We start from the raw sequence: 23,229 nt of genomic DNA, 5'->3' as shown, positions 1-23,229 counted from the left end.
CGCGGGATTAAAGCCATTGATTCCGCGGGTGAAAGGGAGGAGTGCCGGTGCGTGCAGAGGAACGGCACGGACCAGCCGGGGCCGCGAGCACCGGAGCCGAGCAGCGGATCGCCGCCGTCGACGCGCTGCGGGGGTTCGCGCTGCTGGGCATCGTGCTGGTCAACATCGCCTATCTGGCCTCCGGCTACCGGATGGCCGGGCTGGCGGAGCCCGGGTTCTCCGCACCGCTGGACTGGGATGTGCGCTGGACCGTCACGGTGCTCTTCGAGAACAAGTTCTATCTGCTCTTCTCGTTCCTGTTCGGCTACAGCTTCACCCTCCAGCTCGACTCGGCCGCGAGACGGGGGGCGGCGTTCGTCCCCCGGTTCCTGCGGCGGCTGGCCGGGCTGTTCCTCCTCGGCGTCGCCCATGCGGTGCTGCTGTTCCCCGGTGACATCCTGGTCACCTACGCCGCCGTCGGGCTGGTCCTGCTGGCGGCCCGGAGGATCACCGCGCGTGCCGCGATGACCGCCGCCGTCGCGCTCACCGTGCTGCTGGCCCTGGGGTTCACCCTGATGGCCGTGCTGGCCCTGCTCGGCACCGACCCCTCAGGGGCGGTTGAGGGAAGCGCGGCCGAGGCCGCGCGGACCGACCAGGCCCTGAACGGCTCGGCAGCGATGATCATCGGTGAGCACCTGCACGAACTGAGAAGGATCATCATGTTCCGGGTGCTCTTCCAGGGGCCCGCGGTGCTCGCCGCCTGCCTGGCCGGCCTGGCCGTCGGCAGGCATCGGGCGCTCGCCGACGTCTCCGGGCACACCTCCGTGCTGCGGAGACTGCAGCAGGTGGGCTTTCCCGCCGGGCTCGCCGGAGCGCTGGTCTACGCCCACTCGACGTGGTCGGACGGCGGCAGCGCCTATCACATGGCCGGCCAGGCGGTGGACCTGCTCACCGCGCCGCTGCTGGCCGCCGCCTACGCGGCCACCCTGCTGCGCCTGCTGCCCCGCCTTCCGCGGCTGACCGGGGCGCTGGTGCCGCCGGGGAGGATGGCGCTGACGAACTACCTCGGCCAGTCGCTGATCTGCTCGCTGGTGTTCACCGGCTACGGGCTCGGCCTGGTGGACCGGCTCAGCCCGCTCACCGTCGTGTCGATCGCCGTCGCGATCTTCCTCGTCCAGGCCGGGTACAGCCGCGCGTGGCTGGACCGTCACCGCTACGGGCCGGTGGAGTGGCTGCTGCGCTGGTTCACCGTCCTGCGCAGGCCCTGAAGGAGCCCGGCGGAGCCGGAGGGACCTCCGGGCACTACGCACCGCCGCGCTCGGTCCACCTGATCTCGTACGGCTTCAGCTCGACCTGTCTGCCGTCCACGGTGGTGCTGACACGCGCGTTCGTGGTGTTCACCATCACGATCATGCGCTGCTGGGCGATGACCCGCACCTTGGGGTCGGAGGAGGTGACCGGCTCCAGCGGCACCCCGGCCGGGAACCACTTGGTGAAGCCGCTCAGGATGCCCGCCATCGGCAGCTCGTCACCTTTGCCCGGGCGCCACAGGCAGGCGGGGCACTCCTGGCCGCTCTTGCGCTGGGGATTCCAGTAGAGCGCGGTGGTCGCGCCGCTGGTGGCGAACTCCATCATGGCCGCGACGTGCACGGCGGTGCGGCGTTCCTCGGTCCAGTCGACGTCGTCGGGCGCGACGTACCACTCGGCCCACCAGACGGGCAGGTCGCCGCCCTTCTCCCGGAGCCAGGTGGTGATGGCGCCGAACTTGCCGAGCGCGGTGAACTCGTCGGGGTGGATCCCGGCGTCCTTGGTCACCGAGGCGGCGTCGATCACGATGAAGTCGGCGCCCTTCTTGTTCTCGATCCAGTACTTGACGGCGTCCAGGTCGCGCTGGTCGGCGATGCCCCACGGCCCCTGCAGCTCCGAGCCGGCACCGCTCTTGTTGCTCAGGATCGGCACGTACGGCCCGCCGACCTTGATGTCCTTGTCCACGGCCTTCAGCGCGTCGTAGACCTTGTTGTACATCTCGGTGTAGGACTCGGCGTCCCAGCGGTTCTGGGCGTTGTTCCAGAAGCCCTTGAACTCGTTCCAGACCATGTAGTGCTTGACCGTGGGGTAGCGCTTGGCCACGGTCGTGACCAGCTTGGCGAAGTCGTCGAAGTGCTTGCGCTGGGGCGCGGTCTCCAGGGAGGAGCGGCTCCAGTCGGTCCGGCCCTCGCTGCCGCCCTTCATCCAGTCGGGCGCGCAGCAGAGCGTGATCACCGGCACGCCCTGGGAGTCGGCCATGAGCTTGATGCGGCGGTCGAGGTCGCGGAAGTCGTACTTGCCCGGGGCCGGCTCGGGGTTGCCCGCGCCCCAGCCCATGATGTGCTGGTTCTGGACCATCGGAACCCGGCTGAGCAGGTGGGCGGCGGCCGCGGTGTCGGGTGAGCCGTCGTTGTCGGCGCTGTACTCGGTGTGGGTGACGCCCCAGCGCGGCCACTCCTCGGTCGCCGGGGGCCCGGCCAGCGTCGGCGCCGGCTGTGTGGGGGGGATGGTCATGAGCTGCCCGCGCGGCACGTCCTCACGCGAGGAGAACACGATGATCGCGGTGATGAGCGTCAGCGTGACGACCCCCGCTCCCAGCGCGACCGGCCAGCTCGGGCGCCTCCTCTGGTGCCTTCCCCTGCTCGGTATCACCGGTTCGCCCTCGATCCTCGTTTGCCGGTTTACAGCGTTCCACAGCCGTCACCATGGTGACCGTGCGCAAGCACAGCTCACAGAAAAGTGTTATAGCTGCATTACTACCGTATCCGGGCCCCTTGCAGGGCACTTGAATCTTGTACCGGCTCGCCGTGTTCAGCCGTCCAGGACCCGGTGGGCGCGCTCGATGAGGGTGGGGACGGCCGCGCCGATGTGCTCGAAGCCCTCCCCCACCGTCTTGCCCTGCTTGAAGCGGGCGTGGATGCCCTCGACGATGACGGCGAGCTTGTAGTTGCCGAACGCCACGTAGAAGTCGAGGTCGGACAGGTCGGCGCCGGAGACCTTGGCGTAGTGCGCGGCGAACTCGCGGGCGGTGAGGAACCCGGGGGCGACGGTCACCCCGGCGGCCACCGGGATGGAGGCGCGCTCGTCGTCGCCGGGATCCTGCCAGTAGGTCAGGGCGAGACCGAGGTCGGCGAGCGGGTCGCCGAGGGTGGACATCTCCCAGTCGACGACGGCGAGGATGTCCGGCTCGGGCGAGAGCCGTACGAGTGTGTTGTCGAGCCGGTAGTCGCCGTGGACCAGGGCCGAGGCCGAGTGGGCGGGCAGGCGTTCGCGCAGCCGGGCCGCCAGCCGGTCGTGCCCGGGCAGGTCCACCGTCTTCGACCGCTCCCACTGCTGGCCCCAGCGCTCCAGCTGGCGGGCCATGTACCCGTCGGGACGGCCGAAGTCGCCCAGTCCCACCCGCCGGTAGTCGACCGCGTGGACCTCTGCGAGCACCTCGGCCAGCCGTTCGGAGAGCCGGCGGGTCTGCCCGGGAGTGAGCGCCCCCGCGTCCTCACGGCTCCGTACGGCCGCGCCGTCCACGTGGGCCATGAGGTAGAACGGCGCCCCGATGACGTCCTCGTCGGCGCAGAAGGCGACCGGTCCGGGGACCGGGACCCGGGTCGGCGCGAGGGCCGAGATCACCCGCCACTCGCGCCGCATGTCGTGGGCGGTGGGCAGGACGTGGCCGAGCGGAGGGCGGCGCAGCACCAGGCGGCGCTCCCGGGTCTCGACAACGTAGGTCAGGTTGGACCTGCCGCCCGAGATCAGGGAGGCTGCGACGGGCTCCCCCGCCTCCGGGACGTTGACGGACATCCATCCGGTCAGGCGGGTCCAGTCGATGCCAGGGACGTTCATAACCCCCAATTAGAACCCTATTCTGGTAGGTGGCGCCAGTCCGGCCGACCGGGACCGTCCGCGCGACCGCCCGAAGTTGAGCCCAAAATGCTGCATACCAGGCGAGCCGTCAGGCATCGCGATCTTTTACTGTTAGATTACGCCCGACATGACACGCTTCCACTGCAAACGTTCGTCCGGAAGTCCATGCTGGAGGGCGTAGGGGAAACCGCACACCCCAGTCCCAGTAGGAGCTCATGCGCGTCTCTATCGTTCACCCTCGCGATCTAGGTCCGGCAGAAATCGACCACTGGAGGGAGCTTCAGACCGCCACCCCGGCCTTCGACAGCCCGTTCCTCTCTCCTGAGTTCACGACCACGGTCGGCGCCCTGCGTGACGACGTCCGGGTCGCGATCATGCACGACGGACCCGACACCGTGGGATTCTTCCCCTTCGAACGCCATCCGCTGGGCATCGGCAAGCCGGTGGCCGCCGGGCTGACCGACGCGCAGGGGATGGTCTACGCCAAGGATGTGGAGTTCGACCCGCAGCGCCTGATCAAGGACTGCGGCCTGGCCGTGTTCGAGTTCGACCACCTGGTCCCGGCCCAGCCGCTGCTCGCCGCCCGGCACACCCTCCACCCGTCACCGATCATCGACATGCGGAGCGGCCACGCCGCCTACATCGAGACGATCAAGCTGACCTCCGGCAAGACCTACCGCACGACGGCTTACAAGCACCGCAAGCTGCAGCGGGACGTCGGTGAGAGCCGCTACGACCACGCCACCACCGACCCGGCCGCGCTGCGCACGCTGCTCGGCTGGAAAACCGAGCAGTACCGGCGGACCGGCCGCACCGACCGGTTCTCCCGGCCGTGGATCGTGGAACTGGTCGAGCGCCTGCTCGCCACCGACACCGAGCACTTCGCCGGGGTTCTGGACATGCTCTACGTCGACGGCCGCCCGGTCGCCGGCCACTTCGGGCTGCGCACCGCGACGACCCTCGCCGGCTGGTTCCCCGCCTACGACACGTCTTTCGCCAAGTACTCCCCCGGCCTGATCCAGCACCTGGCCATGGCCGAGAAGGCCGCCGAGCGCGGGATCCAGGTGATCGACATGGGCCGCGGCGAGAAGGAGTACAAGGAGAAGCTCAAGAACGGCGAGTACGAGGTGGCCGAGGGCAGGATCGCCCGGCCGTCCGCCGGCGCCGGAGTGCACTGGATGCTCCGGGTGCCGGTCCGCAAGGCGCGCGGCACGGTCCTGGCCAACCCGGCGCTGCGGAGCACCGCCGACCGGGCGCTGAAGGCCTTCGGCCGCATCCGCACCTCCGTGCAGTCGTAGGCGGCCCCGTGGACGTCCCAGGCTCGCTCGGATGAGCCCCGAAGACCTGGTGGCCGGCAGGACCGGCCGCCACTGCCTCGCCCTGCCCTCCAACCGGCTGGGCCTGTACCTCGCGCTGCGGCACTGGTGCTCGCCCGGCCAGCGGGTGCTGATGTCGCCGATCTCCGCCGACGAGATCCTCTTCCTGGTGCTGGCCGCGGGCCTGCACCCGGTGATCGCGCCGGTGTCGCCGGCCGACGGCAACATCGACCCGGCCGCGGCCGACCTCGCCACGGTGGACGCGGTCCTGACCACCAACCTGTACGGCCTGCCCGACCGGGTGTCGGCGTTCGCGGGCAAGGTCCTGATCGAGGACGTCGCCCACGGCATCGAGACCACCGTCGGCGGCCGGCCGCTCGGCACGTTCGGAGTCGCCGGGGTCTACAGCTTCTCCAAGCACCCGGGGGCCGGGTCCGGCGGAGCGATCGTGGCCGAGAGCCGGTCCGACCTGCGGGAGCTGGAACGCGAGCGGGACCGCCTGCTGCTGCCGGAGGTGTTCGCGAACGAGGTCTACTCCGTGCTGACCTCGGCGGCCCGGAACGCGGCCCTCCGCCTCGGCCTGGTCAGACCCGCGCTGAAGCTGGCGCGGGCCCTGCGGATGGAGGAGCCCCGGGAGGGTTACCGGATCGACCCGCGCCCCGGCGACGTGCGGCTGGCGGCCAAGCACGCGCCCGACCTCGCGGCGTTCGACTCGTGGGTCCGGGCCGACCTGCACGACTACCGCACCCGGCGGGGCCGGTTGTCGCGGTGGTACCAGTCCCGGCGGCTGCGCGCCCTGCCCGGGCAGCGGGAGCGGCGGATCGCCGGGGTGCGTCTGCTGGCCGGGCTCCCGACGGCGGCGGCGGCCGTACGCGACCACCTGGACCAGCCGCTCTTCCGGGTGCCGCTGCTGGTCTCCGACCGGGACGCGGCGATCGCCGAGCTGGAACGGCACGGCGTCGCGACCGGTTATCTCTACGACCCGCCCTACGACGACTACCTGCCGGAGTTCATCGAGGCCTCACCGGCGCCCGAGGTCGCACGCTGGTGGGGGCGGCACGTGCTCCCGGTCGACCCGCTGTACGCCCTGCGCGCGCTGCCCGTCGTCCGCACCCTCGGCCCGGCCCCGCCCGTCGCCCCGTAGGGCCGCCGCCCGCCGGGGTGCGTCATCCGGCGGGCGGCGGCCCCATCAGCTCCGCGAGCACCGCGACCCCCCGCTTGACCTGGGACAGCGAGGCGGAGCCGTACCCGAGCACGAGGCCATGCCTGTGCGACGGGCCGTGGTGGTGGCGGAGCGTGCTGTCGAGCAGCACGCCGCGCTCCCCCGCGGCCTCCACCAGGGCCGGGAGCGCGTGCCCGGGGATCTCGACCATGACGTGCAGCCCGGCGGTGCCGCCCCTGACCCGGGAGCCGAGCCCCGCCACGATCGCGGCCCGCCGCCGGGCGTACTCCAGCCGCATGCGGCGCAGGTGCCGGTCGAGGTCCCCCCTTTCGAGGAGGACGGCCACCGCCTGCTGGGCCGGGCCCCCGGTCCGGTCGGCCAGGGCCTCGCGGGTCCGGGCGACCGCGTCGAGCAGCTCGGGGACGGCGACCAGCCAGCCGACGCCGATGTCCGGCGAGAGGCTCTTGGAGAGGGTGCCCAGCAGGATCACCCGGCCCGGGTCGAGACCGTACAGGGCGGGCAGCGGGGCCACGTCGTAGCGGAACTCGGCGTCGTAGTCGTCCTCCACCACGAGCGCGCCACCGCGCCGGGCCCAGGCCAGCAGGCGTTCGCGGCGCGGGATGGGCAGGCGCCCGCCGAGAGGGTACTGGTGGGCGGGGGTGGTGTAGAGGACGCGGAGACCGCCGGGGATGTCGTCCACCACGACTCCGTCGTCGTCCACCGGGCAGGGGACGACCTCGGCGCCCCGGGCCGCGAAGATGTTGCGGGCCTTGCGGTAGCCGGGATCCTCGACGCCCGCCCGGTCGCCGGGACGCAGGAAGGTGGCCGCGACCAGGTCGAGCCCGTTCCCCGTGCCCCGCGTGACCATGATGTTCTCCGGGCCGACCGCGATCCCCCTGGTTCTGCGCAGGTGCACCGCCAGCGCCTCCCGCAGCCGGGGCAGCCCGTACGGGTCCGGGTCGTCCCCCGGCGGCAGCTCGGCCGCCCGCCGCCAGGCCCTGCGCCAGGCGGCCTCGTCGTAGTCCTTCACCCACGGCCGTCCCGGCCGCAGGTCGATCACCTCCCCGCCGTGCGGCGCCGTCTCCCGGTGTCCGCGGTGCCGGCCGCCGGCGGGAGCGGTGAGATGCCCGGGGCCGGAGGCGGCGGGGCCGTGCGGCGGGGGGACCTCCAGGTCCGCCACGTAGGTGCCGGAACCGTGGCGGCCTTCGAGCCAGCCCTCGGCGTAGAGCTGCTGGTAGGCCTCGGTGACGACGGTACGGCTGACGCCGAGCTGGCGGGACAGGTCGCGGGTGGAGGACAGGCGCTCGCCGGATTTGAGGGTGCCGTCACGCATCGCGAGGCGGAGGCGGCCGGCGAGCTGGACCGAGAGGGGAACCGGGAGGTCGCGGTCCACCGAGACGGGCAGATCGACGAGCCGGGCGGAACGGGGCACGCCGCGGGTCCCAGAAGCGCGGGCCCCAGAGGCGCGGGCCCCAGGAACACGGGCTGCAGGGGCAGGGGGGTCGGTGGGCGGGCGGGGCAAAGTGGTCTCCTGGAAGCGGCGAGGAGTGGACGTGTTCCTGATGTCCACTTTTTCCTAGGTTAGGGGCATGCTCTCCACGACTCCCCGCACCACCCTCGGCCGCGGCAAGCAGCGGGCCCGCACGGACCGCGACGACCTCTACGCGGTGCTGGACGCCGGGCTGATCTGTCATCTGGGCGTCGTGGCCGGCGGCGTCCCGATGGTCGTCCCCACCGGCTACGGCCGCATCGGCGACACCCTGTACCTGCACGGCTCCACCGGAGCCGCCTCGCTGCGCGCCGGCGGCTCCGGCGAGGTCTGCGTCACCGTCACCCACCTGGACGGCATCGTGCTGGCCCGCTCCGCCTTCCACCACTCGGTCAACTACCGTTCCGCCATGATCTACGGCCTGCCCCGCCTGGTCGAGGACCCCGAGGAGCATCTGGCCGGGCTCCGCGCGATCACCGAGCAGCTCGCCCCCGGCCAGTGGGACGCCGTCCGCCCGCCGACCCGCAAGGAGCTCGCCGCCACGGCCGTGCTCGCCCTCTCCCTCGCCGAGGCCTCGGTGAAGGTGCGGCAGGGCCCGCCGGTGGACGACGAGGAGGACTACGCGCTGCCGATCTGGGCGGGGGTCCTGCCGCTCCGCACGACCTGGGGCGTTCCCGAGCCCGATCCCGCGATGACCGCGGAGCTGGAGGTTCCCCGGCACATCGCGTCCCGAACCATAACCATCGGGTAAGGCCCACCGGCCAACCAGACGGCCGGACCGCGCGTCTCACAGGAGGACCCGCACCCAGAGGGGGGCGTGATGACGGCCAGCGGATGGAGCCCGCCCGGATACACCGAGCTGCGCGAACTCGGCGCGGGCGGTGGCGGCCGGGTGGTGCTCGCCCGGCACGACGCCTCGGGCGTCCGGGTCGCGGTCAAATACCTCGCCGACGACCTCAGGGGCGATCCGGAGTTCCTGCCGCGCTTCCGCGAGGAGGCCCGGCTCCTGGTGGAGCTCGCCGACCCCAACGTGGCACGGCTCTACGAGTACATCGAGGACTCGGGGAACGCCGCGATCGTGATGGAGGCCGTCGACGCCGTCTCCCTGCGCGAGCTGCTCCGCGAGCACGGCTCGACCGGCCCGGAGGCCGCTCTCGTCGTGCTCAAGGGCTCGCTCACCGGTCTGGGCGCGGCGCACGGGCTCGGCGTGGTGCACCGCGACTACAAGCCGGAGAACGTGCTCGTCCAGGCGGACGGCGCCAGCAAGCTGGTGGACTTCGGCATCGCCGTGCGGACCGGCCAGGCGGACCGGCCCGCCGGCACGCCGCCCTACATGGCTCCCGAGCAGTGGACGGGCGGCCCGGCCTCTCCCGCCACGGACGTGTACGCCGCCACGACGGTCTTCTACGAGTGCCTGACCGGGCAGCGGCCGTACCGCTCGACCGAGCGGGCCGTGCTGATGCACCAGCACCGCAGCGCCCCGATCCCCGTGGACGACGTACCCGAACCCGTCCGGGACCTGGTCGCCCGGGGACTGGCGAAGGACCCGGCGGACCGGCCGGCCACCGCCGCCCGCTTCGTGGCCGAGCTGGAGGCCGCGGCCGTGGCGGGGTACGGCGAGGACTGGGAGGAACGCGGGCGCCGGCGGCTGGCCGCGCTGGCGCTGCTGCTCCCGCTGCTGTTCCGGCTCGGCCCGCCGCGCGCCGGAGCCGGGACCACCCTCTTCCGCACCGTCCTGGGCGGGCTGCGCAGGAAGGCGGCGGGGGTCGCGACCGGGGCCGGCCTGGTTCTGGTCGCCGGCGGTGTCAGCGTCTACGTGCTGGCCGCGGGCCGGCCCGCGCAGCCGCAGCGCATCGACGTCGCCGCCGCCGCGCCGCCGGCCTCGTCCCCGATCCCGGGGGTCCCGAGCCCGGAGGCCCTCTCCCCGTCCCCGCCGGGCGGCTCGGGACCGCCCTCGGCGCAGCCGCCGGGGCCGGCCACGGACCCGGCCGGAGGGGCCGGCCTCCCCGAGCCGTCCGTCACAGGGCCGTCCGGCTCCCCCTCGGGCGCGCCCGCCGCCACGGCCACCCCCGCCGGGAGCCCGTCCCCGCCTGCGTCTCCTCCGACGTCCCCGAAACCGTCCCCCACCCCCACCCCCACGCCGATCGCCACGCCGACCGCCACGCCGACCGCCACGGCCACACCCACGCCGAGCGCCACTCCGGTCCCGAAGCCGCGGGTGCGGGGGGTGGACGTGCTGCGTGCCGGTCTCGGCCCCCGAGGCCTGGCCACCGCGACGGTCACCGTGAAGGCCGCGAACGCCCGGCCGGTGCGCCTGCGGGTCGTCTTCCAGGTGGGCCGGGTGAGCCGGCAGACCATCGTGCCGATGGCCGGGACGACGAGCTACACCGAGACGGTCAGGTTCACGTTCCCGAAGGCGCCCTGCGGTTCCCGCTGGAGCGTGGTGGCGACCGGCCTGCCCTCGGGCCGCTCCGACCGGGTGACGGGCCCGACCGTCGCGTGTCCCGAACCCACGCAGACGAGCGATCCCAAGCCCACGGCCACCCGTACGCCTCCTCCGCCGCCGCCCGGCGAGTCCACCGCCAGACCGACACCGAAGGTCACGGTCAAGGCCACGCCGAAGGTCACCGTCAAGCCGACGCCGAAGGTCACCAAGCTCCCGGGGAAGATCCCAGGATCCAGTCAGAACGGATAATCACCGCTCACCACCCTTGCGGTGCCGATTCGCTATTTATCAGCGGAATCCGTGATCTTATGGCTAAACTACGGTCCGTCTGTTACGGGTGGGGGCCCAGGCAACTGAGGAGACCGTTATGTACGGCATGCCATCGGCCTGGCGGGTCCCCGGCTATACGGAGATCCGCGAACTGGGCGCCGGTGCCGCCGGGCGCGTGGTGATGGCACGGCACGACGCCGAGGACGTCCTGGTAGCGATCAAGTATCTCTCCGACGAGCTCCGCTCGGACGTCAGCTTCGTGGCCCGCTTCCGGCACGAGGCCCGGGTGCTGCACAGCCTGAACGACCGGCACACCGTACGGCTGTACGACTACGTCGAGACCGGCGAGGGCGCGGCCATCGTCATGGAGCTGGTCGACGGCGTCGCCCTGCGCGCCATCCTCCGCTCGGAGGGTCCGACCGGCCCCGAGGCCGCGCTCCTCGTGCTCAAGGGCTCGCTCCTGGGGCTGGCCGCCGCGCACCGGGCGGGAGTCGTGCACCGCGACTTCAAGCCGGAGAACGTGATGGTCGAGGCGGACGGGACGAGCAGGCTCGTCGACTTCGGCATCGCGATCCGCTCCGGCGACGGGGACAACCCCGCGGGCACACCGCCGTACATGGCCCCCGAGCAGTGGACGGGCGCCCCCGCCGGTCCGGCCACCGACGTCTACGCCGCCACCGTCGTGTTCTTCGAGTGCCTGACGGGCGCCCGGCCCTTCCGCGCGCCGAGCGTCCCCGCGCTGGCCCGGCAGCACCAGGCCATGCCTCCGCCCGTCGAGGAGGTCCCGCCCGCGCTGCAGGGACTGGTGGAACGCGGGCTGGCCAAGCATCCGGCCGACCGACCGCCGACCGCCGCCGCCTTCCTCACCGAGCTGGAGGCGGTCGCCGTCGACGCCTACGGACCGGACTGGCAGGAGCGCGGCCGCCGCCGCCTTGCAGGCCTCGCCGGGCTGCTGGCGGCGCTGTTCCCCCTGGACGGCAAGTCGCCGGAAGCCGACACCTCCCTCGCGGAGACCGACCTCGGCGACGGCGACCGCGCGTCGCTGCTCGGCAGGCTGAGTACCAAGATCCTGATCGGTGCCGGGGCCGTCGCGGTGATCGGCGGCGTGATCGCCGTACTGGTCAGCTCCGGAGGTGACACCGCGATCCGGCCGCAGAGCGCGGTCACCACCCCGACCGCGGCGTCCTCCGGGCCCTCGGAACCGGCCGTCCCGGCCGAGGAGACCGAGGATCCGGTGGAGCCGCCGGTGGAGGACACCGCCGAGCCGACCCCGGCGACGTCCCCGACCCAGACCTCCAGCCCCCCGCCGGCGGCACCCACCGCCGGGGCCAGCCCGTCGCCCACGCCGTCGACGACGCCCACCAGGAAGCCGACGAGGAAACCGACCAGGACACCGGCCGGGACACCGGCCGGGACACCGACGCCCGCCCCCTCCGAGGAGGACGGTGCCGATATCGGCATCCCGGACACGCGGCCGACGAGGACGTCCACCCCGACGCCCGTCCCCACGCCGACACCGGCCCAGAGCACGATCGATCCCACGCCGTCCCGGAGCACCGACTCGCCCACGCCCACGTCCACGGGGGACGGGGGGACCCCGAACGACGGGGAGTCGCCGGGGTCCGGTGAGCCGAGGCGGGAGACGTCCCCGCCCGCCACGGCCGCCCCCTCGGCGCTCCTGGCCCTCGGGCTGGTGACGAGCGGCGCGGTTCCGTTCACACTGGCGGTGAAGCGCGGCATGGCGGGACGGCATCGGAGGCGGCGGTAGATGGTGGGACGAGCGCGATCGTGAACACTCATCGGGGGGAGGTCAGCGGGTTCCGGCTGACCGGACGGACGTGGATCGGCGAGCTCGGCACATGGTCCTCGGCGCTCTCGGCCGACGGCAGGCCCGCGGGCGTGCTCAGGTTCGACCCGCGCCTGGTCGCCGATCCGGCGGCGCGCGACCGGCTGGTCGCGGCCGTGGTCGCCGACCGCAGACTGGCCCAGGGCGGGCTGACCGGGCTGGTCCCGGTCGCCGACCTGGTCTCGGCGCACGACGAACTCTGGCTGCTCACCGCGGACCCGGTCAGCCCGACCGTGACCGACCTGCTGGCCGAGGCGCCCGGCGCGCCGCGGCCCGACGCGGGCAGCGCGGCCACCATCCTGGTGGAGACCGCGCAGACCCTGCTGACCGTGCACGCCGCGGGGCTCGCCCACGGAGCCCTCCACCCCGGCACCGTGGTGATCGCCGCCGACGGTACGGCGCTGCTCGCCGAACGCGGCCTGGCCGACGCCCTGCACGGGCGGCCGGCGGCACCGGAGCGGGATGTGGCGGCCTGGGCGGCGCTCGCCCGAGGGCTGGCCGCGACCTGGTCTGCGGGCGCTCCCCGCCCCGCCGAGCTGTTCGAACGGGCTGCGGCGACAGCCTCCACCCACGGTCTCGCCCCGGCCAGGGACACCCTGCTCGCCGGACGCGACCTGCTGCCGCAGGGGTTCCCCACCCGTGACAGGCTGGTGGAGACGCTGCACTGGTGGGCCGCCCACGACGTGCCCACCCGGGCCGCGCGCCCGGCTCCCGCCTCGGCCGCCTCGGCCGGGAGGAAGGACGAGGGGGACATCGTCACCCTGCTGCACGCTCCCACGACCGGGGCGGGCCGTACCGACGACGTCGTCATGCGGTTCGGCCCGGGGGTTCCGGCGGAGACGACCGCGGAGCAGATCTGGCGCGCCGGCCGGGACCAGCAGGAGACGGAGCTCCCCGGTGACCGGCCCGGGCGGCCTCGGGACTTCCGGGCGCCCCGGGCGAGGGCCGGTCGGCGCCGTACGGTGCTCTCCACCGTGATCCTGGCGCTGCTGATCCTGGTGGCCCTGATCGTCTGGTTGCTGCGGGGGCCCGCGTCGCCGCTGACCGTGGCGAAGATCGACGTGATCACGCCGAAGAAGACGCAGGGCTGCGACACGACCGTCAAGATCCGCGGAGTGCTCACGACCAACGGGGAGGCCGGCGAGATCCGCTACCAGTGGAAGCGGAGCGACCGCAAGGCGCCGATCGAGCAGACCGACACGGTGGCCGCCGGGGAGACCTCACACGAGGTGAGCCTCGAATGGACCGTCAAGGGCGAGGGCAGCTTCAAGGGAACGGCCACCCTGCGGCTGCTGTCCCCGGTGCCCGAAGGCGCGAAACTGGAGGACAAGGCAAGCTTCACCTATAGATGTTCATGATTGTCATGGCAAGTCCGGAATGCAGCACATTCCGGTTCTTACTACTCTGGCGGCCATGACCACGCAAACCCCCGCAGGTTGGTACCCCGATCCCTACGGTTCTCCGCAGTTGCGGTGGTGGGACGGCAACCAGTGGACCGACGCCACCCACTCGACGGACACGCCGGGCGGGCAGCCCGCGGCGCCGACGGCGCCGACCGGCCCGTTCCCCTCCCCCGCCGGCACGGGAGCGCAGGGTCCGGCCGGAACGGAGCCGCAGGGGACGGCCCCCCGGAACGTGGCGCCGCCGAACCCGTCCGTGCCGCCTCCGGGCGGCACGACGGCCCAGATCCAGCAGCCCCAGTGGAGCGGTGCGCCCGGCGGCACCGCGCAGTTGCCGGTTCCGGGGTACGGCGGGCCGGCCGGCTCTCCCGCCGGACCGGCGGGAGGCGGCAGGAGCCGGCTGCCGTGGATCCTGGGCGGCACCGGGGCCGTCGTCCTGATCGCCGCGATCGTGGCTGCGGCCTTCTTCCTGCTCAACCCGGAGAAGACCCCGGCGGCGGGCAATCCCACTCCCTCGCCGTCCGTGACGCAGCCCACCCCCACCCCTACGCCCACCCCCACGCCGTCCCAAGCACCGCTTCCCGGCAAGCTCCCCCAGCCGGACGGCAAGCGCGTCACCGACCCGGTGACCGGCCTGTCCTACGACTCCCCCGACGACAGGTGGCAGGTTCCGCAGATCAACGCCCCCAACCCGCTGGGGATCGCCTGGACCAGCGGCGTCGTGACGATGTCCCACGAGAACTACGACGGCAAGGGCAACAACTGGCTCGGCAACATCTACACCGCGGAGTTGCCGGCCAGTTTCGACTACTCCGGCCCCGAGAGCATGAAGGGGACGCTGGCGACCCTGCTCCACGCGATCGAGCCGGTCTTCTACGAGCCGCAGCACCTCCGGAAGGTCGTCGAGGACAAGGCCATCACGATCGACGGCAAGCCCGCCCGGCAGCTCACGCTCGACCTGGACTTCACCCGGTCGTCGGAGGCCTACGGCTGGAAGTGGAAGAAGGAGCGGGTCACCTTCGTGCTCGTGGACCGGGGAGCGGGCAAGCGCCCGGCGCTGCTGTACATGTCCGTCCCGGACAACCTCGACTTCTCGGTGACCAACCGCGTGCTGAAGTCTCTCAAGATCTCGTGAGCGGGGGCACTACCCTGAAGGCTATGAGCGACCTGCTGGTCTGGATCGACTGTGAGATGACCGGGCTCGACCTCGGCCGTGACGCCCTCGTCGAGGTGGCCTGCGTGGTCACCGACGGCGAGCTCAACCAGCTGGACGAGGGGGTGGACGTGGTCATCAAGCCCCCGCCCGAGGCGTTGGAGCAGATGTCGGAGGTTGTGCGGGAGATGCACACCGCCTCGGGCCTGCTGACCGTCCTGGGTGGCGGCGTCACGCTGGCCGAGGCCGAGTCCCTCGTGCTGGAGTACATCAAGAGCCACGTGCCGGAGCCGAAGAAGGCGCCGCTGTGCGGAAACTCCATCGCCACGGACCGGTCGTTCATCGCGCGCGACATGCCCGCCGTGGACGCCTTCCTGCACTACCGGATGATCGACGTCTCCTCGGTCAAGGAGCTGGCCCGGCGCTGGTACCCCCGGGTCTACTTCGCCTCACCGGAGAAGCAGGGGGGCCACCGCGCGCTGGCCGACATCGTCGAGAGCATCCGCGAGCTGCGTTACTACCGCGCGGCGGTCTTCGTGCCCCAGCCCGGCCCCGACTCCGCCACCGCACGCGAGCTCGCCGAAGGGGTCTCCACCAAGAAGTCCTGAGACGCCCCCGAGCCGCGACGCGCAGCGTCGCCATGGACCCGCGAGGGGGCGCCGGTGAACCAACCGAGGAACGCCCGCAGCGAGGGACGAGCGAGGACGCGACGAGGGCGGGAACCGGTTACCAGCCCCCGAGCCGCGACGTGCAGCGTCGCCATGGACGCAGCCTCGATAAATCGGGTACGTGAGGACTCCCAAACACCGCTACACTTTTCATGTGCCGCTGCGGCGGACATGGTGGGCGTAGCTCAGTTGGCAGAGCGCCAGGTTGTGGTCCTGGATGCCGGGGGTTCAAGTCCCCTCGCTCACCCCAGGCGAACGGCCGGTCCTTCGGGACCGGCCGTTCTGTTTTGTCCACCAAAGATGGATATTGCAGGTTATGCTCGCTGCTATCGCTACGCCGTAAGACCGGGGGCCTCGGCGACCTGACCGTGTTGCTGCCACGGAGGCCGGATGAGAGTCGACGATGCCGGGTTCAACGCCGAACCCAGAGTCGTGACGGGCTTGAGCAGGCGCGAGACCGAAGTCATGGAGCTGATCGCGAACGGTCACTCCAACGGGCAGATCGCCCAGCACCTGTTCCTCAGTGAGAAGACCGTCAAGAACCATGTGAACCGCATCTACGCCAAGCTCGGCGCGGACTCGCGGGTGACCGCCATCGGCCTCTGGCTGGAGCAGGCCTCCGGCGGCGCTCCCGCCCGGGACACCTCCAAGCCGGCGCCCTGAGATCAGGCCGACACCCTGAGATCCGCGGCCGCCAGCGCTCGGGTGATGGCGGAGACGCCCTCCCGGATCTCCGCCGAGGTGACCGAGAGTGCCGGGCGGAGCCGTACCGACCGCTCACCGCAGGCAAGGACCAGCACGCCCTCGTCCTCCCTGAGCGCGACCACCAGCCTGTCGCGTGCCGCCGGGTCCGGGAGATCGAACGCGCACATCAGGCCCCGTCCCCGAACGTTCTCCACCAGGCCGGGGAGGCTCTCCTGGATCTTCAGCAGCTCGGAGAGGAGTTCCTCACCGCGCTCGGCGGCACGCGGGATCAGGCCGTCGCGCTCGATGATCTCCAGCATCCGGCGGGAGCGGACCATGTCCACCAGACCTCCGCCCCAGGTGGAGTTGATCCTGCCGCTCACCTGGAACACGTTCTCCGGGACCAGGCCCACCCTGCGGCCCGCCATCACCCCGCCCACCTGGACCTTCTTGGCGAAGGCGACCACATCGGGGTGCAGGCCGAGCTGCTGGTAGGCCCAGGGGGTACCGGTGGTCCCGGCTCCGGTCTGCACCTCGTCCAGGACGAACAGGGCATCGTGCTCGTGGCAGAGGCGCTCCATCGCCTGCAGGAACTCCGGGCGCATGTGGTTGTCGCCGCCCTCACCCTGGATCGGCTCCGCGATGAAGCAGGCGATGTCGTGCGGATACCGCGCGAAGGCGGCTCGCGCCTGGAACAGGGCCCGTTCCTCGGCCGCCTCGACGTCTCCGAAGTGGATGGCGGGCACCTCGATGCGGGGCCAGTCGAACTTCGGGAACCTGTCCGTCTTGACCGGGTCGGTGTTGGTCAGCGAGAGGGTGTAGCCGCTGCGGCCGTGGAAGGCACGGGTGAGATGGAGCACCCTGGTTCCGAGCTCCGGAGAGCGGCCGGCGGCGGCGTTGCGGCGGCTCTTCCAGTCGAAGGCGCACTTGAGCGCGTTCTCCACCGCCAGCGCGCCGCCCTCCACGAAGAACAGGTGGGGCAGCTCGGGGTCGCCGAGCACGCGGGTGAAGGTCTCGGCGAAGTCGGCGAGGTGGGTGGTGTAGAGGTCGGAGTTGGCGGGCTTGTTCGCGGCGACCTTGCCGAGCAGGGCGAGGAAGTCCGGATCGTCGTCGAACGGGTTCACGCCGAGCGGGGCGGAGGCGAAGAAAGTGTAGAAGTCCAGGTAGTCGCGGCCGGTGCGGGCGTCGACGAGCCGGGAGCCCCGGCTGCGTTCGAGGTCCAGGACCAGCCGGTAGCCGTCGACGAGCAGGTGGCGAGCGAGGCGGGCGTGCACGTCCATGTCCCCTCCACGGTGAGTTGGACAGATTATTCCCCGTCAATGGCGCTTTCACCTGAAGACATTACGCTCAAGCTGGTCATTCTGTGAAGATTGTTCATTGCCGAGGGTCGGTCGCATTCCCGCTCCACCCGGTCGGGGAAGATCGTCTCAAGGAAGTCACCGCCGACACGCCTGGAGGAATGTCCCGTGTCTCTCCGCGAATCCGCCACCGACATGCACGATGAGCTGGTCCGCCTGCGCCACGCTCTGCACCGGGAGCCCGAGCTCGGCCTCGATCTGCCCCGGACCCAGGAGAAGGTGCTGGCCGCGCTGGACGGCCTCCCCCTGGAGGTACGGCTCGGCCAGGGGCTGAGCTCGGTCACCGCGGTGCTCCGAGGCGACCTGCCCGGCCCGACCGTGCTGCTCCGCGGCGACATGGACGCCCTGCCGGTCTCCGAGCGCGGCGACGCGGAGACGGTCTCCCGGCTGGACGGGCGGATGCACGCCTGCGGCCACGATCTCCACACCACCATGCTCGCCGGAGCGGCCCACCTGCTGTCGGCCAGGCGCGACCGGCTCGCGGGGAATGTGATCTTCATGTTCCAGCCGGGAGAGGAGGGCCACCGGGGTGCGAAGATCATGATCGACGAGGGCGTGCTGGACGCGGCGGGCGAGCCGCCGGTCGCGGCCTACGCCCTGCATGTGATCAGCTCGGTGCTCCCGAACGGCCTGTTCCTCACCAGGACGGGCACGATCATGGCGGCCGCCGACAAGCTCATCGTGACCGTGCGCGGCGCCGGGGGTCACGGCTCGGCCCCGCACCTGGCGAAGGATCCGATCCCCGCCGCGTGCGAGATGGTCCTCGCGCTCCAGTCGATGGTGACGCGCGGGTTCGACGTGTTCGACCCGGTGGTGGTCACCGTCGGGGCCTTCCACGCCGGTACGGTCGGCAACGTGATCCCTGAGGAGGCCCGGTTCGAGGCGACGATCAGGTCCTTCTCCGCCGCCACCCACGAGCGGGTCCTGGAGCGGTCGGTCGCCCTCGTCGAGGGCATCGCCGCGGCGCACGGCCTCGAGGTGGACGCCTGCTTCGACATGGGTTACCCGGTCACGGTCAACGACGGCACGGAGGCCGAGTTCGTCGGCGACACCGTCCGTGAGGTCTACGGCGAGGGGCGGTTCACCCGGGCGCCCCAGCCGTTCACCGGCGCGGAGGACTTCTCCTACGTGTGCGACCGGGTTCCCTCGGCGTTCGTGGTGCTCGGCGCGTGCCCGCCGGATCTCGACCCGCGCAAGGCGGCCTACAACCACTCCCCGCAGGCGCGTTTCGACGACGCCGTGCTGGCGGACGGCGCGGCCCTCTACGCCGAGCTCGCCGCCCGGCGCCTCGATCTCGCCGCGGGATAGCCCGGACCCGCCCCTCCGGACGGCGGCCCACCGGCGCCGGCCGCCCGCGCCGGAGCCCGGGGGCGCTCAGCCCGCGGGAGCGATGCGGATCCCGACGGTCCCCCGGCCGCCCCGCCGGAGTCTGCTGCCGAGGATGACCAGGCGGCCCTGCAGGCCGTACTTCTTCCTCAGCAGCGCCCGCACCCGCTCGGTCTCCTCCGCCGACAGGATCTCCGCCCGGCCCTCGGCCTCCCCGCCCCGGGCGTTCCCTCTCAGGTCGCACGCCCTGAGCGTGACCCGGGGGTTGTTGCGGATCCGCTTGACCTTGCCCGCCGAGACGGGGGTCCAGATCACCAGAGCCTCTCCGTCCGGGGCGGCCCAGACGGGGGTCGCCACCGCCGTGCCGTCCTTGCGGAAGGTGCTCACCGAGACGTACGGCTCGGCGGCCAGCTCGCGGATGCTCGTCATGGGGGCATCCTAGATCGCGCCGGCCGGTGAGCCCCGGCGACCCGGGAACGAACCGGCCGGAGCGCGGTAGGTCACCGGCGACCTGGGCATGAACCGACTGGGCCCCGGGATGCCGAGTGCTTCCGGGGGGCGCGCCAAAAAGGTTCGGGCAGGTTGCGAATGCCGAAGATGCCGATACCGGCCGACGAGGCCGAGCGGCTGCTGGAGATGGAGGAGCTGGGAGTACTGGACCCCGCTCTGGAGCCGAAGCTCCACAGCATCGCCGTGCTGGCCGCCCGCATCTGCCGGGTGCCGGTCGCGCTGGTCAACCTGGTGGGCGGGGAGCGGCAGTACTTCCAGGGCCGGGTGGGCACGGACCTGAGCGGTGTGGATCGCGACAGCGGGTTCTGCCCGTACGTCGTCGAGGCCGGTGCGCCCATGGAGATCCACGACGCGCTGGCCGATCCGCGCGTCCGGGAAGACGCGCTGGTGACCGGGGAGCCGCACGTGCGCTACTACGCCGGTGCGCCGCTGCTCAGCAGCCGGGGTCACGCCCTGGGCACGGTGTGCCTGTTCGACCACCGGCCGCGCCAGCTGACCTCCGAGCAGCGGGAGGTGCTGCTCTCCCTGGCCGCGAACGCCACCATGCTGCTGGAGCTGCACGGTCGTGACCTGGAGGAGTCCGGCCAGGTCGCCCAGGGTCTGCAGGAGCTGCGGGAGCTCAAGGAGCAGTTCCTGCGCACGGTCAACCACGAGCTCCGCACCCCCATGACCTCGATCCGGAGCTACCTGCAACTGCTGGAGGAAGGCGGGCTGGACGAGGCCACCGAGCTCAGGTTCCTGGAGGTGGTGGAGCGCAACAGGGCGCACCTGCTGGACCTGCTGGACGACCTGCTGCTGCTGGCGAGTCTCAACGCCGGGAGCCTCGGCTTCAGCCCGGACCGGGCGGATCTGGCCGGCGTCACCCGCCAGGCGATCACCGACGTCATCGACGAGGCCCGGAGCAAGGGTCACACCCTGAACCTGCACGCCCCCGCCGGAGCGGAGGTGTGGGTCGACGCCGAACGGCTGCGGGAGGCGTTGCGCCACCTGCTGGACAACGCGGTCAAGTTCACCCGGCCCGGCGGCACCATCGACGTCACCGTCACCGCCGAGCCCACTCCCACACTGGAGATCCGCGACACCGGGATCGCGGTCGGGGCGGAGGCCCTGAAGTATGTCTTCGAGGATTTCTACCGCGCTCCGAACGCCGAGGAGCAGGCGATCGCCGGCCTGGGGGTCGGCCTGTCCATCACCGACAAGATCGTCCGATGGCACGGGGGCGAGGTGAAGGTGGAGAACCAGGCCAGCGGCGGCATCCGCATCGTCCTCACCCTGCCCCGCACGGCCCCGGCGCAGCGGTCCGGGCCGCCGTAGAAGTCCCGGGAGAGGGTTCCCGGCGGGCGCGGCGGCTCACCGGAGGGGCTCCGCGGGGCGCCGTACCGTCCTCCTCGGGCGCCGGACGCGTCAGGACGCGCCGTAGACCACCAGCGACACCGCCACGTACTGCACCAGGTAGGCGGCGAGGGTGAAGGCGTGGAAGACCTCGTGGAAGCCGAACCAGCGGGGCGAGGGGTCCGGGCGGCGCAGGCCGTACACGACGCCTCCGGCGGTGTAGAGCACGCCGCCGACGATGACCAGGATCACCGCCACCACCCCGGCGCCTTCCATGAGCTGGGGCAGCACGAACACGGCGGTCCAGCCGAGGGCGATGTAGAGGGCGGTGGACAGCCAGCGGGGCGCGCTGGTCCACAGCACCCGGAACAGGACTCCGGCGATCGCGCCGGTCCAGATCACGGAGAGGACCACCGCGCTGGCCGGACCGTCCAGCGCGAGCAGTGCGAACGGGGTGTAGGTGCCCGCGATGATCAGGTAGATGTTGGCGTGGTCGAGGCGGCGCAGCACCTCCTCCAGGCGCGGGGAGAGCGTGCCGCGGTGGTAGGTGGCCGAGATCCCGAAGAGCAGGCCGGAGGTGATCGCGTAGATCGCCGCGGCGAGTCGCGCCTGCAGGGTGGGACCCAGGGCGACGAGGACGAACCCGGCGACGAGCGTGACGGGCAGCGCCCCGGCGTGCAGCCAGCCGCGGAGACGAGGCTTGACCGAGTCCGGGAGTGACAGTTTCTCAGCAACGGTCGAGGGCATGAACCTACGGTAGCGTAACTTACGCCCTCGTAGGTTGTGATATCCCCTACAGTGTCGCCCTCCGCGAGACCTTCTTCCCTACAGGGCGCGCAGGAAACGGGCCGCGATGGGAAGGGCGCTCCGCGCTCCGCTCCCACCGTCCTCCACCAGCACCGCGAAGGCCACGTCGTCGCGGTAGCCGATGAACCAGGCGTGCTCTCCGCCGCCGGTGGCCGTGGCGGTGCCCGTCTTCCCGGCCGTGCCCTCCGGCAAGGGGACGGCCGAGGCGGTACCGGTCGCGACCGCCGCCCGCATCATCGTGCGCAGTCCCTCAGCCACGGCCGGCGGGAGCGGTACCTCGTCCTCCCGTTCCTTCGGGCGCTTCGTCATGGCCGGCTGGCGCCAGGTCCCGCTCTCCACCGCGGCGGCGGCCAGGGCCATGCAGAGCGGGCTGGCCAGCACCGAGTTGTGGCCGATGGCGTCGGAGGCCAGCTCGTTGTCGTCGCCGTGCGGCTCGATCACGCAGGAGGCCGCGGGGACCTTCAGCGGCTTGTTGAAGCCGAACAGCTCGGCGGCCTTCACCAGGCCGCCGCCGGGCAGCGCGCGCACCGTCTGCTCGATGAACGCGGTGTTGCAGGAGACCGCGAAGGCGTCGGTGAGCGTGAGGGATCCGGAAGGGGTGCCCGAGGCGTTGCGGAACGGACGGCCCCCCGGAGGCGAGTAGCTCTCCGGGCAGGAGACCTGGGACTGCGGGGCGAGTCCCGCCGAGAGCAGGGCCGCGGCGGTGACCACCTTGAACGTCGAGCCGGCCGGATACCGGCCCAGGAACGCGTGCCGGCCGCCCAGCCGGTCGGCGATCGCGAGGATCTCCCCGGTGCTCGACCGGACCGCGACGATCGCGGCGGGCCGCTCCACCCCGTCCAGCGCCCTCGCCGCCGCGGCCTGGACCGGGCGGGAGAACGTCGTGCGGACGTGCTCGGCCGGTTGGGGATCGTCCCCCAGGAGCCGCCGGGTCCTCCCGTCGGAGGCAACGGCCTCCAGCGCGTAGCCGCCCTGGGAGGGCTCCTCCGGCAGGTCCGCGCGGAGCTCCGCGAGGTAGTCCTCTGCGCCGTTGTCGCGGGGGAAACGCTCCCCCGTCCGGGTGACCGGCTCGGCCTTCTCGCCGGGGGTCTCCGTGAGCTGGAGCCGCCCGCCGTCCTTGAGCGCCGGGTGGAGCGTCTCCGGGCTCCAGACCACCCGCCATCTCCCGTCCCGGACGGCCAGCTTCAGCGTCGAGGAGAACGGCCACGTGCCGAGCCCCTTCACCTGTCTGACGCCCTTGAACGACATCTCCGCCGCCTGCGCGCCCTGCAGCCTGATCGTCCCCGGAGTGAGGCTCAGCGACTCGATGTCCAGTTCCTCACTGAAGGAGACGTGCCGCTCGATGAAGTCGGCGGGGGTGCCGCCCGCGAGCCTGTCCATCGTGGCCAGGTCGCTGCCCTCCCAGGCGGTCAGGTAGGCCCTGGCCGTGTCCTCCGCACCGGGGGCCTCCGGCTGCCTGCTCCCGGACTGCGCGGGCCGGGTCAGCGCGTAGACGCTCCCGCCCACGATGCCGAGGACGATGATGATGAGCGCGAGGAGCGGCCGACTGCGCATACGGTTTCTCCCAGATGTCTCCGATCGGTGTATATCAAAGAAAA

General features: G+C 72.1%; 19 protein-coding genes and 1 tRNA gene. 13 read left to right on the top strand and 7 right to left on the bottom strand.

Annotation, left to right across the window (positions count from 1 at the left end):
* Positions 1-47 precede the first annotated feature (47 nt).
* Positions 48-1,247, top strand: coding sequence for a DUF418 domain-containing protein (locus HS041_RS32990; RefSeq protein WP_307845558.1), 1,200 nt, complete (start codon positions 48-50; stop codon positions 1,245-1,247).
* A 34-nt stretch (positions 1,248-1,281) separates the two neighbouring features.
* On the opposite strand, the gene HS041_RS32985 is transcribed toward HS041_RS32990, so the two are convergent.
* Together HS041_RS32985 and HS041_RS32980 are read right to left on the bottom strand one after the other, a co-directional pair.
* Positions 1,282-2,658, bottom strand: coding sequence for a GH39 family glycosyl hydrolase (locus HS041_RS32985; protein ID WP_307845557.1), 1,377 nt, complete (start codon positions 2,656-2,658; stop codon positions 1,282-1,284).
* Between the two features lie 159 nt (positions 2,659-2,817).
* On the bottom strand, positions 2,818-3,843 hold the full coding sequence (locus HS041_RS32980) for a phosphotransferase family protein (protein WP_196444763.1): 1,026 nt from the start codon (positions 3,841-3,843) through the stop codon (positions 2,818-2,820).
* A gap of 236 nt (positions 3,844-4,079) precedes the next feature.
* Here HS041_RS32980 and HS041_RS32975 point away from each other — a divergent pair, with 236 nt between their 5' ends.
* Positions 4,080-5,162 carry a GNAT family N-acetyltransferase gene (locus HS041_RS32975; RefSeq protein WP_230880066.1) on the top strand — a complete coding sequence of 361 codons (1,083 nt, stop codon included), beginning with the start codon at positions 4,080-4,082 and terminating at the stop codon, positions 5,160-5,162.
* Between the two features lie 31 nt (positions 5,163-5,193).
* Positions 5,194-6,324 (top strand): DegT/DnrJ/EryC1/StrS family aminotransferase, encoded by a 1,131-nt coding sequence (locus tag HS041_RS32970; protein ID WP_196444762.1) that lies wholly within the window; start codon positions 5,194-5,196, stop codon positions 6,322-6,324.
* Between the two features lie 22 nt (positions 6,325-6,346).
* On the opposite strand, the gene pdxR is transcribed toward HS041_RS32970, so the two are convergent.
* Positions 6,347-7,774 carry a MocR-like pyridoxine biosynthesis transcription factor PdxR gene (gene pdxR / locus HS041_RS32965; protein ID WP_196444761.1) on the bottom strand — a complete coding sequence of 476 codons (1,428 nt, stop codon included), beginning with the start codon at positions 7,772-7,774 and terminating at the stop codon, positions 6,347-6,349.
* 157 nt (positions 7,775-7,931) lie between these two features.
* Here pdxR and HS041_RS32960 point away from each other — a divergent pair, with 157 nt between their 5' ends.
* The 8 genes from HS041_RS32960 (at position 7,932) to HS041_RS32925 (ending at position 16,277) form a co-directional block, all read left to right on the top strand.
* Entirely contained in the window at positions 7,932-8,582 is a 651-nt protein-coding gene (locus tag HS041_RS32960) for a pyridoxamine 5'-phosphate oxidase family protein (protein ID WP_196444760.1), read from the top strand.
* Positions 8,583-8,651: 69 nt separating this feature from the next.
* Positions 8,652-10,526 carry a serine/threonine-protein kinase gene (locus tag HS041_RS32955; protein ID WP_196444759.1) on the top strand — a complete coding sequence of 625 codons (1,875 nt, stop codon included), beginning with the start codon at positions 8,652-8,654 and terminating at the stop codon, positions 10,524-10,526.
* Between the two features lie 118 nt (positions 10,527-10,644).
* Complete coding sequence (locus tag HS041_RS32950; protein ID WP_196444758.1) at positions 10,645-12,315, top strand: serine/threonine-protein kinase; 1,671 nt, start codon at positions 10,645-10,647, stop codon at positions 12,313-12,315.
* A 20-nt stretch (positions 12,316-12,335) separates the two neighbouring features.
* The gene (locus HS041_RS32945; protein WP_196444757.1) at positions 12,336-13,751 is read left to right on the top strand and encodes a protein kinase family protein; all 1,416 of its coding nucleotides are present in this window, start codon (positions 12,336-12,338) and stop codon (positions 13,749-13,751) included.
* Between the two features lie 55 nt (positions 13,752-13,806).
* Positions 13,807-14,928, top strand: a complete 1,122-nt coding sequence (locus HS041_RS32940) for a DUF2510 domain-containing protein (RefSeq protein ID WP_196444756.1) — start codon at positions 13,807-13,809, stop codon at positions 14,926-14,928.
* A 23-nt stretch (positions 14,929-14,951) separates the two neighbouring features.
* Positions 14,952-15,554 carry an oligoribonuclease gene (gene orn / locus HS041_RS32935; protein ID WP_196444755.1) on the top strand — a complete coding sequence of 201 codons (603 nt, stop codon included), beginning with the start codon at positions 14,952-14,954 and terminating at the stop codon, positions 15,552-15,554.
* A gap of 234 nt (positions 15,555-15,788) precedes the next feature.
* Positions 15,789-15,864: transfer RNA gene (locus tag HS041_RS32930), tRNA-His, on the top strand.
* A gap of 140 nt (positions 15,865-16,004) precedes the next feature.
* Positions 16,005-16,277 (top strand): helix-turn-helix domain-containing protein, encoded by a 273-nt coding sequence (locus tag HS041_RS32925; protein WP_196444754.1) that lies wholly within the window; start codon positions 16,005-16,007, stop codon positions 16,275-16,277.
* 2 nt (positions 16,278-16,279) lie between these two features.
* On the opposite strand, the gene lat is transcribed toward HS041_RS32925, so the two are convergent.
* The gene (gene lat / locus HS041_RS32920; RefSeq protein WP_196444753.1) at positions 16,280-17,578 is read right to left on the bottom strand and encodes an L-lysine 6-transaminase; all 1,299 of its coding nucleotides are present in this window, start codon (positions 17,576-17,578) and stop codon (positions 16,280-16,282) included.
* Between the two features lie 186 nt (positions 17,579-17,764).
* Between lat and HS041_RS32915 the strand changes: the two genes are divergently transcribed.
* Positions 17,765-18,964, top strand: coding sequence for a M20 metallopeptidase family protein (locus tag HS041_RS32915; protein WP_196444752.1), 1,200 nt, complete (start codon positions 17,765-17,767; stop codon positions 18,962-18,964).
* A gap of 66 nt (positions 18,965-19,030) precedes the next feature.
* Here the strand turns inward: HS041_RS32915 and HS041_RS32910 are convergent, their stop codons facing one another.
* Positions 19,031-19,411 (bottom strand): PPOX class F420-dependent oxidoreductase, encoded by a 381-nt coding sequence (locus tag HS041_RS32910; protein ID WP_196444751.1) that lies wholly within the window; start codon positions 19,409-19,411, stop codon positions 19,031-19,033.
* A gap of 168 nt (positions 19,412-19,579) precedes the next feature.
* On the opposite strand from HS041_RS32910, the gene HS041_RS32905 reads away from it, so the two are divergent.
* A complete protein-coding gene (locus tag HS041_RS32905; protein WP_230880065.1) occupies positions 19,580-20,806 on the top strand; it encodes a GAF domain-containing sensor histidine kinase in 1,227 nt (408 codons plus the stop codon).
* 90 nt (positions 20,807-20,896) lie between these two features.
* Here HS041_RS32905 and trhA read toward each other — a convergent pair whose 3' ends face one another.
* Positions 20,897-21,571 (bottom strand): PAQR family membrane homeostasis protein TrhA, encoded by a 675-nt coding sequence (trhA, locus tag HS041_RS32900; protein WP_196444749.1) that lies wholly within the window; start codon positions 21,569-21,571, stop codon positions 20,897-20,899.
* Positions 21,572-21,649: 78 nt separating this feature from the next.
* A complete protein-coding gene (locus HS041_RS32895; protein ID WP_196444748.1) occupies positions 21,650-23,185 on the bottom strand; it encodes a penicillin-binding transpeptidase domain-containing protein in 1,536 nt (511 codons plus the stop codon).
* Positions 23,186-23,229 lie beyond the last annotated feature (44 nt).

The sequence above is a fragment of the Planomonospora sp. ID67723 genome (assembly GCF_015711605.1).
In the GTDB taxonomy this organism is placed as follows: domain Bacteria; phylum Actinomycetota; class Actinomycetes; order Streptosporangiales; family Streptosporangiaceae; genus Planomonospora_A.
This window is presented reverse-complemented; position numbering and strand designations above follow the sequence as displayed.

Bases quoted from the DNA above. Each gene is read 5' to 3' on its own strand.
- HS041_RS32905 (WP_230880065.1), top strand. From the start codon at position 19,580: ATGCCGATACCGGCCGACGAGGCCGAGCGGCTGCTGGAGATGGAGGAG.
- HS041_RS32925 (WP_196444754.1), top strand. From the start codon at position 16,005: ATGAGAGTCGACGATGCCGGGTTCAACGCCGAACCCAGAGTCGTGACG.
- HS041_RS32960 (WP_196444760.1), top strand. From the start codon at position 7,932: ATGCTCTCCACGACTCCCCGCACCACCCTCGGCCGCGGCAAGCAGCGG.
- orn (WP_196444755.1), top strand. From the start codon at position 14,952: ATGAGCGACCTGCTGGTCTGGATCGACTGTGAGATGACCGGGCTCGAC.
- HS041_RS32895 (WP_196444748.1), bottom strand. From the start codon at position 23,185: ATGCGCAGTCGGCCGCTCCTCGCGCTCATCATCATCGTCCTCGGCATC.
- HS041_RS32970 (WP_196444762.1), top strand. From the start codon at position 5,194: ATGAGCCCCGAAGACCTGGTGGCCGGCAGGACCGGCCGCCACTGCCTC.
- HS041_RS32950 (WP_196444758.1), top strand. From the start codon at position 10,645: ATGTACGGCATGCCATCGGCCTGGCGGGTCCCCGGCTATACGGAGATC.
- HS041_RS32910 (WP_196444751.1), bottom strand. From the start codon at position 19,411: ATGACGAGCATCCGCGAGCTGGCCGCCGAGCCGTACGTCTCGGTGAGC.
- HS041_RS32980 (WP_196444763.1), bottom strand. From the start codon at position 3,843: ATGAACGTCCCTGGCATCGACTGGACCCGCCTGACCGGATGGATGTCC.
- trhA (WP_196444749.1), bottom strand. From the start codon at position 21,571: ATGCCCTCGACCGTTGCTGAGAAACTGTCACTCCCGGACTCGGTCAAG.
- HS041_RS32940 (WP_196444756.1), top strand. From the start codon at position 13,807: ATGACCACGCAAACCCCCGCAGGTTGGTACCCCGATCCCTACGGTTCT.
- HS041_RS32955 (WP_196444759.1), top strand. From the start codon at position 8,652: ATGACGGCCAGCGGATGGAGCCCGCCCGGATACACCGAGCTGCGCGAA.
- HS041_RS32975 (WP_230880066.1), top strand. From the start codon at position 4,080: ATGCGCGTCTCTATCGTTCACCCTCGCGATCTAGGTCCGGCAGAAATC.
- lat (WP_196444753.1), bottom strand. From the start codon at position 17,578: ATGGACGTGCACGCCCGCCTCGCTCGCCACCTGCTCGTCGACGGCTAC.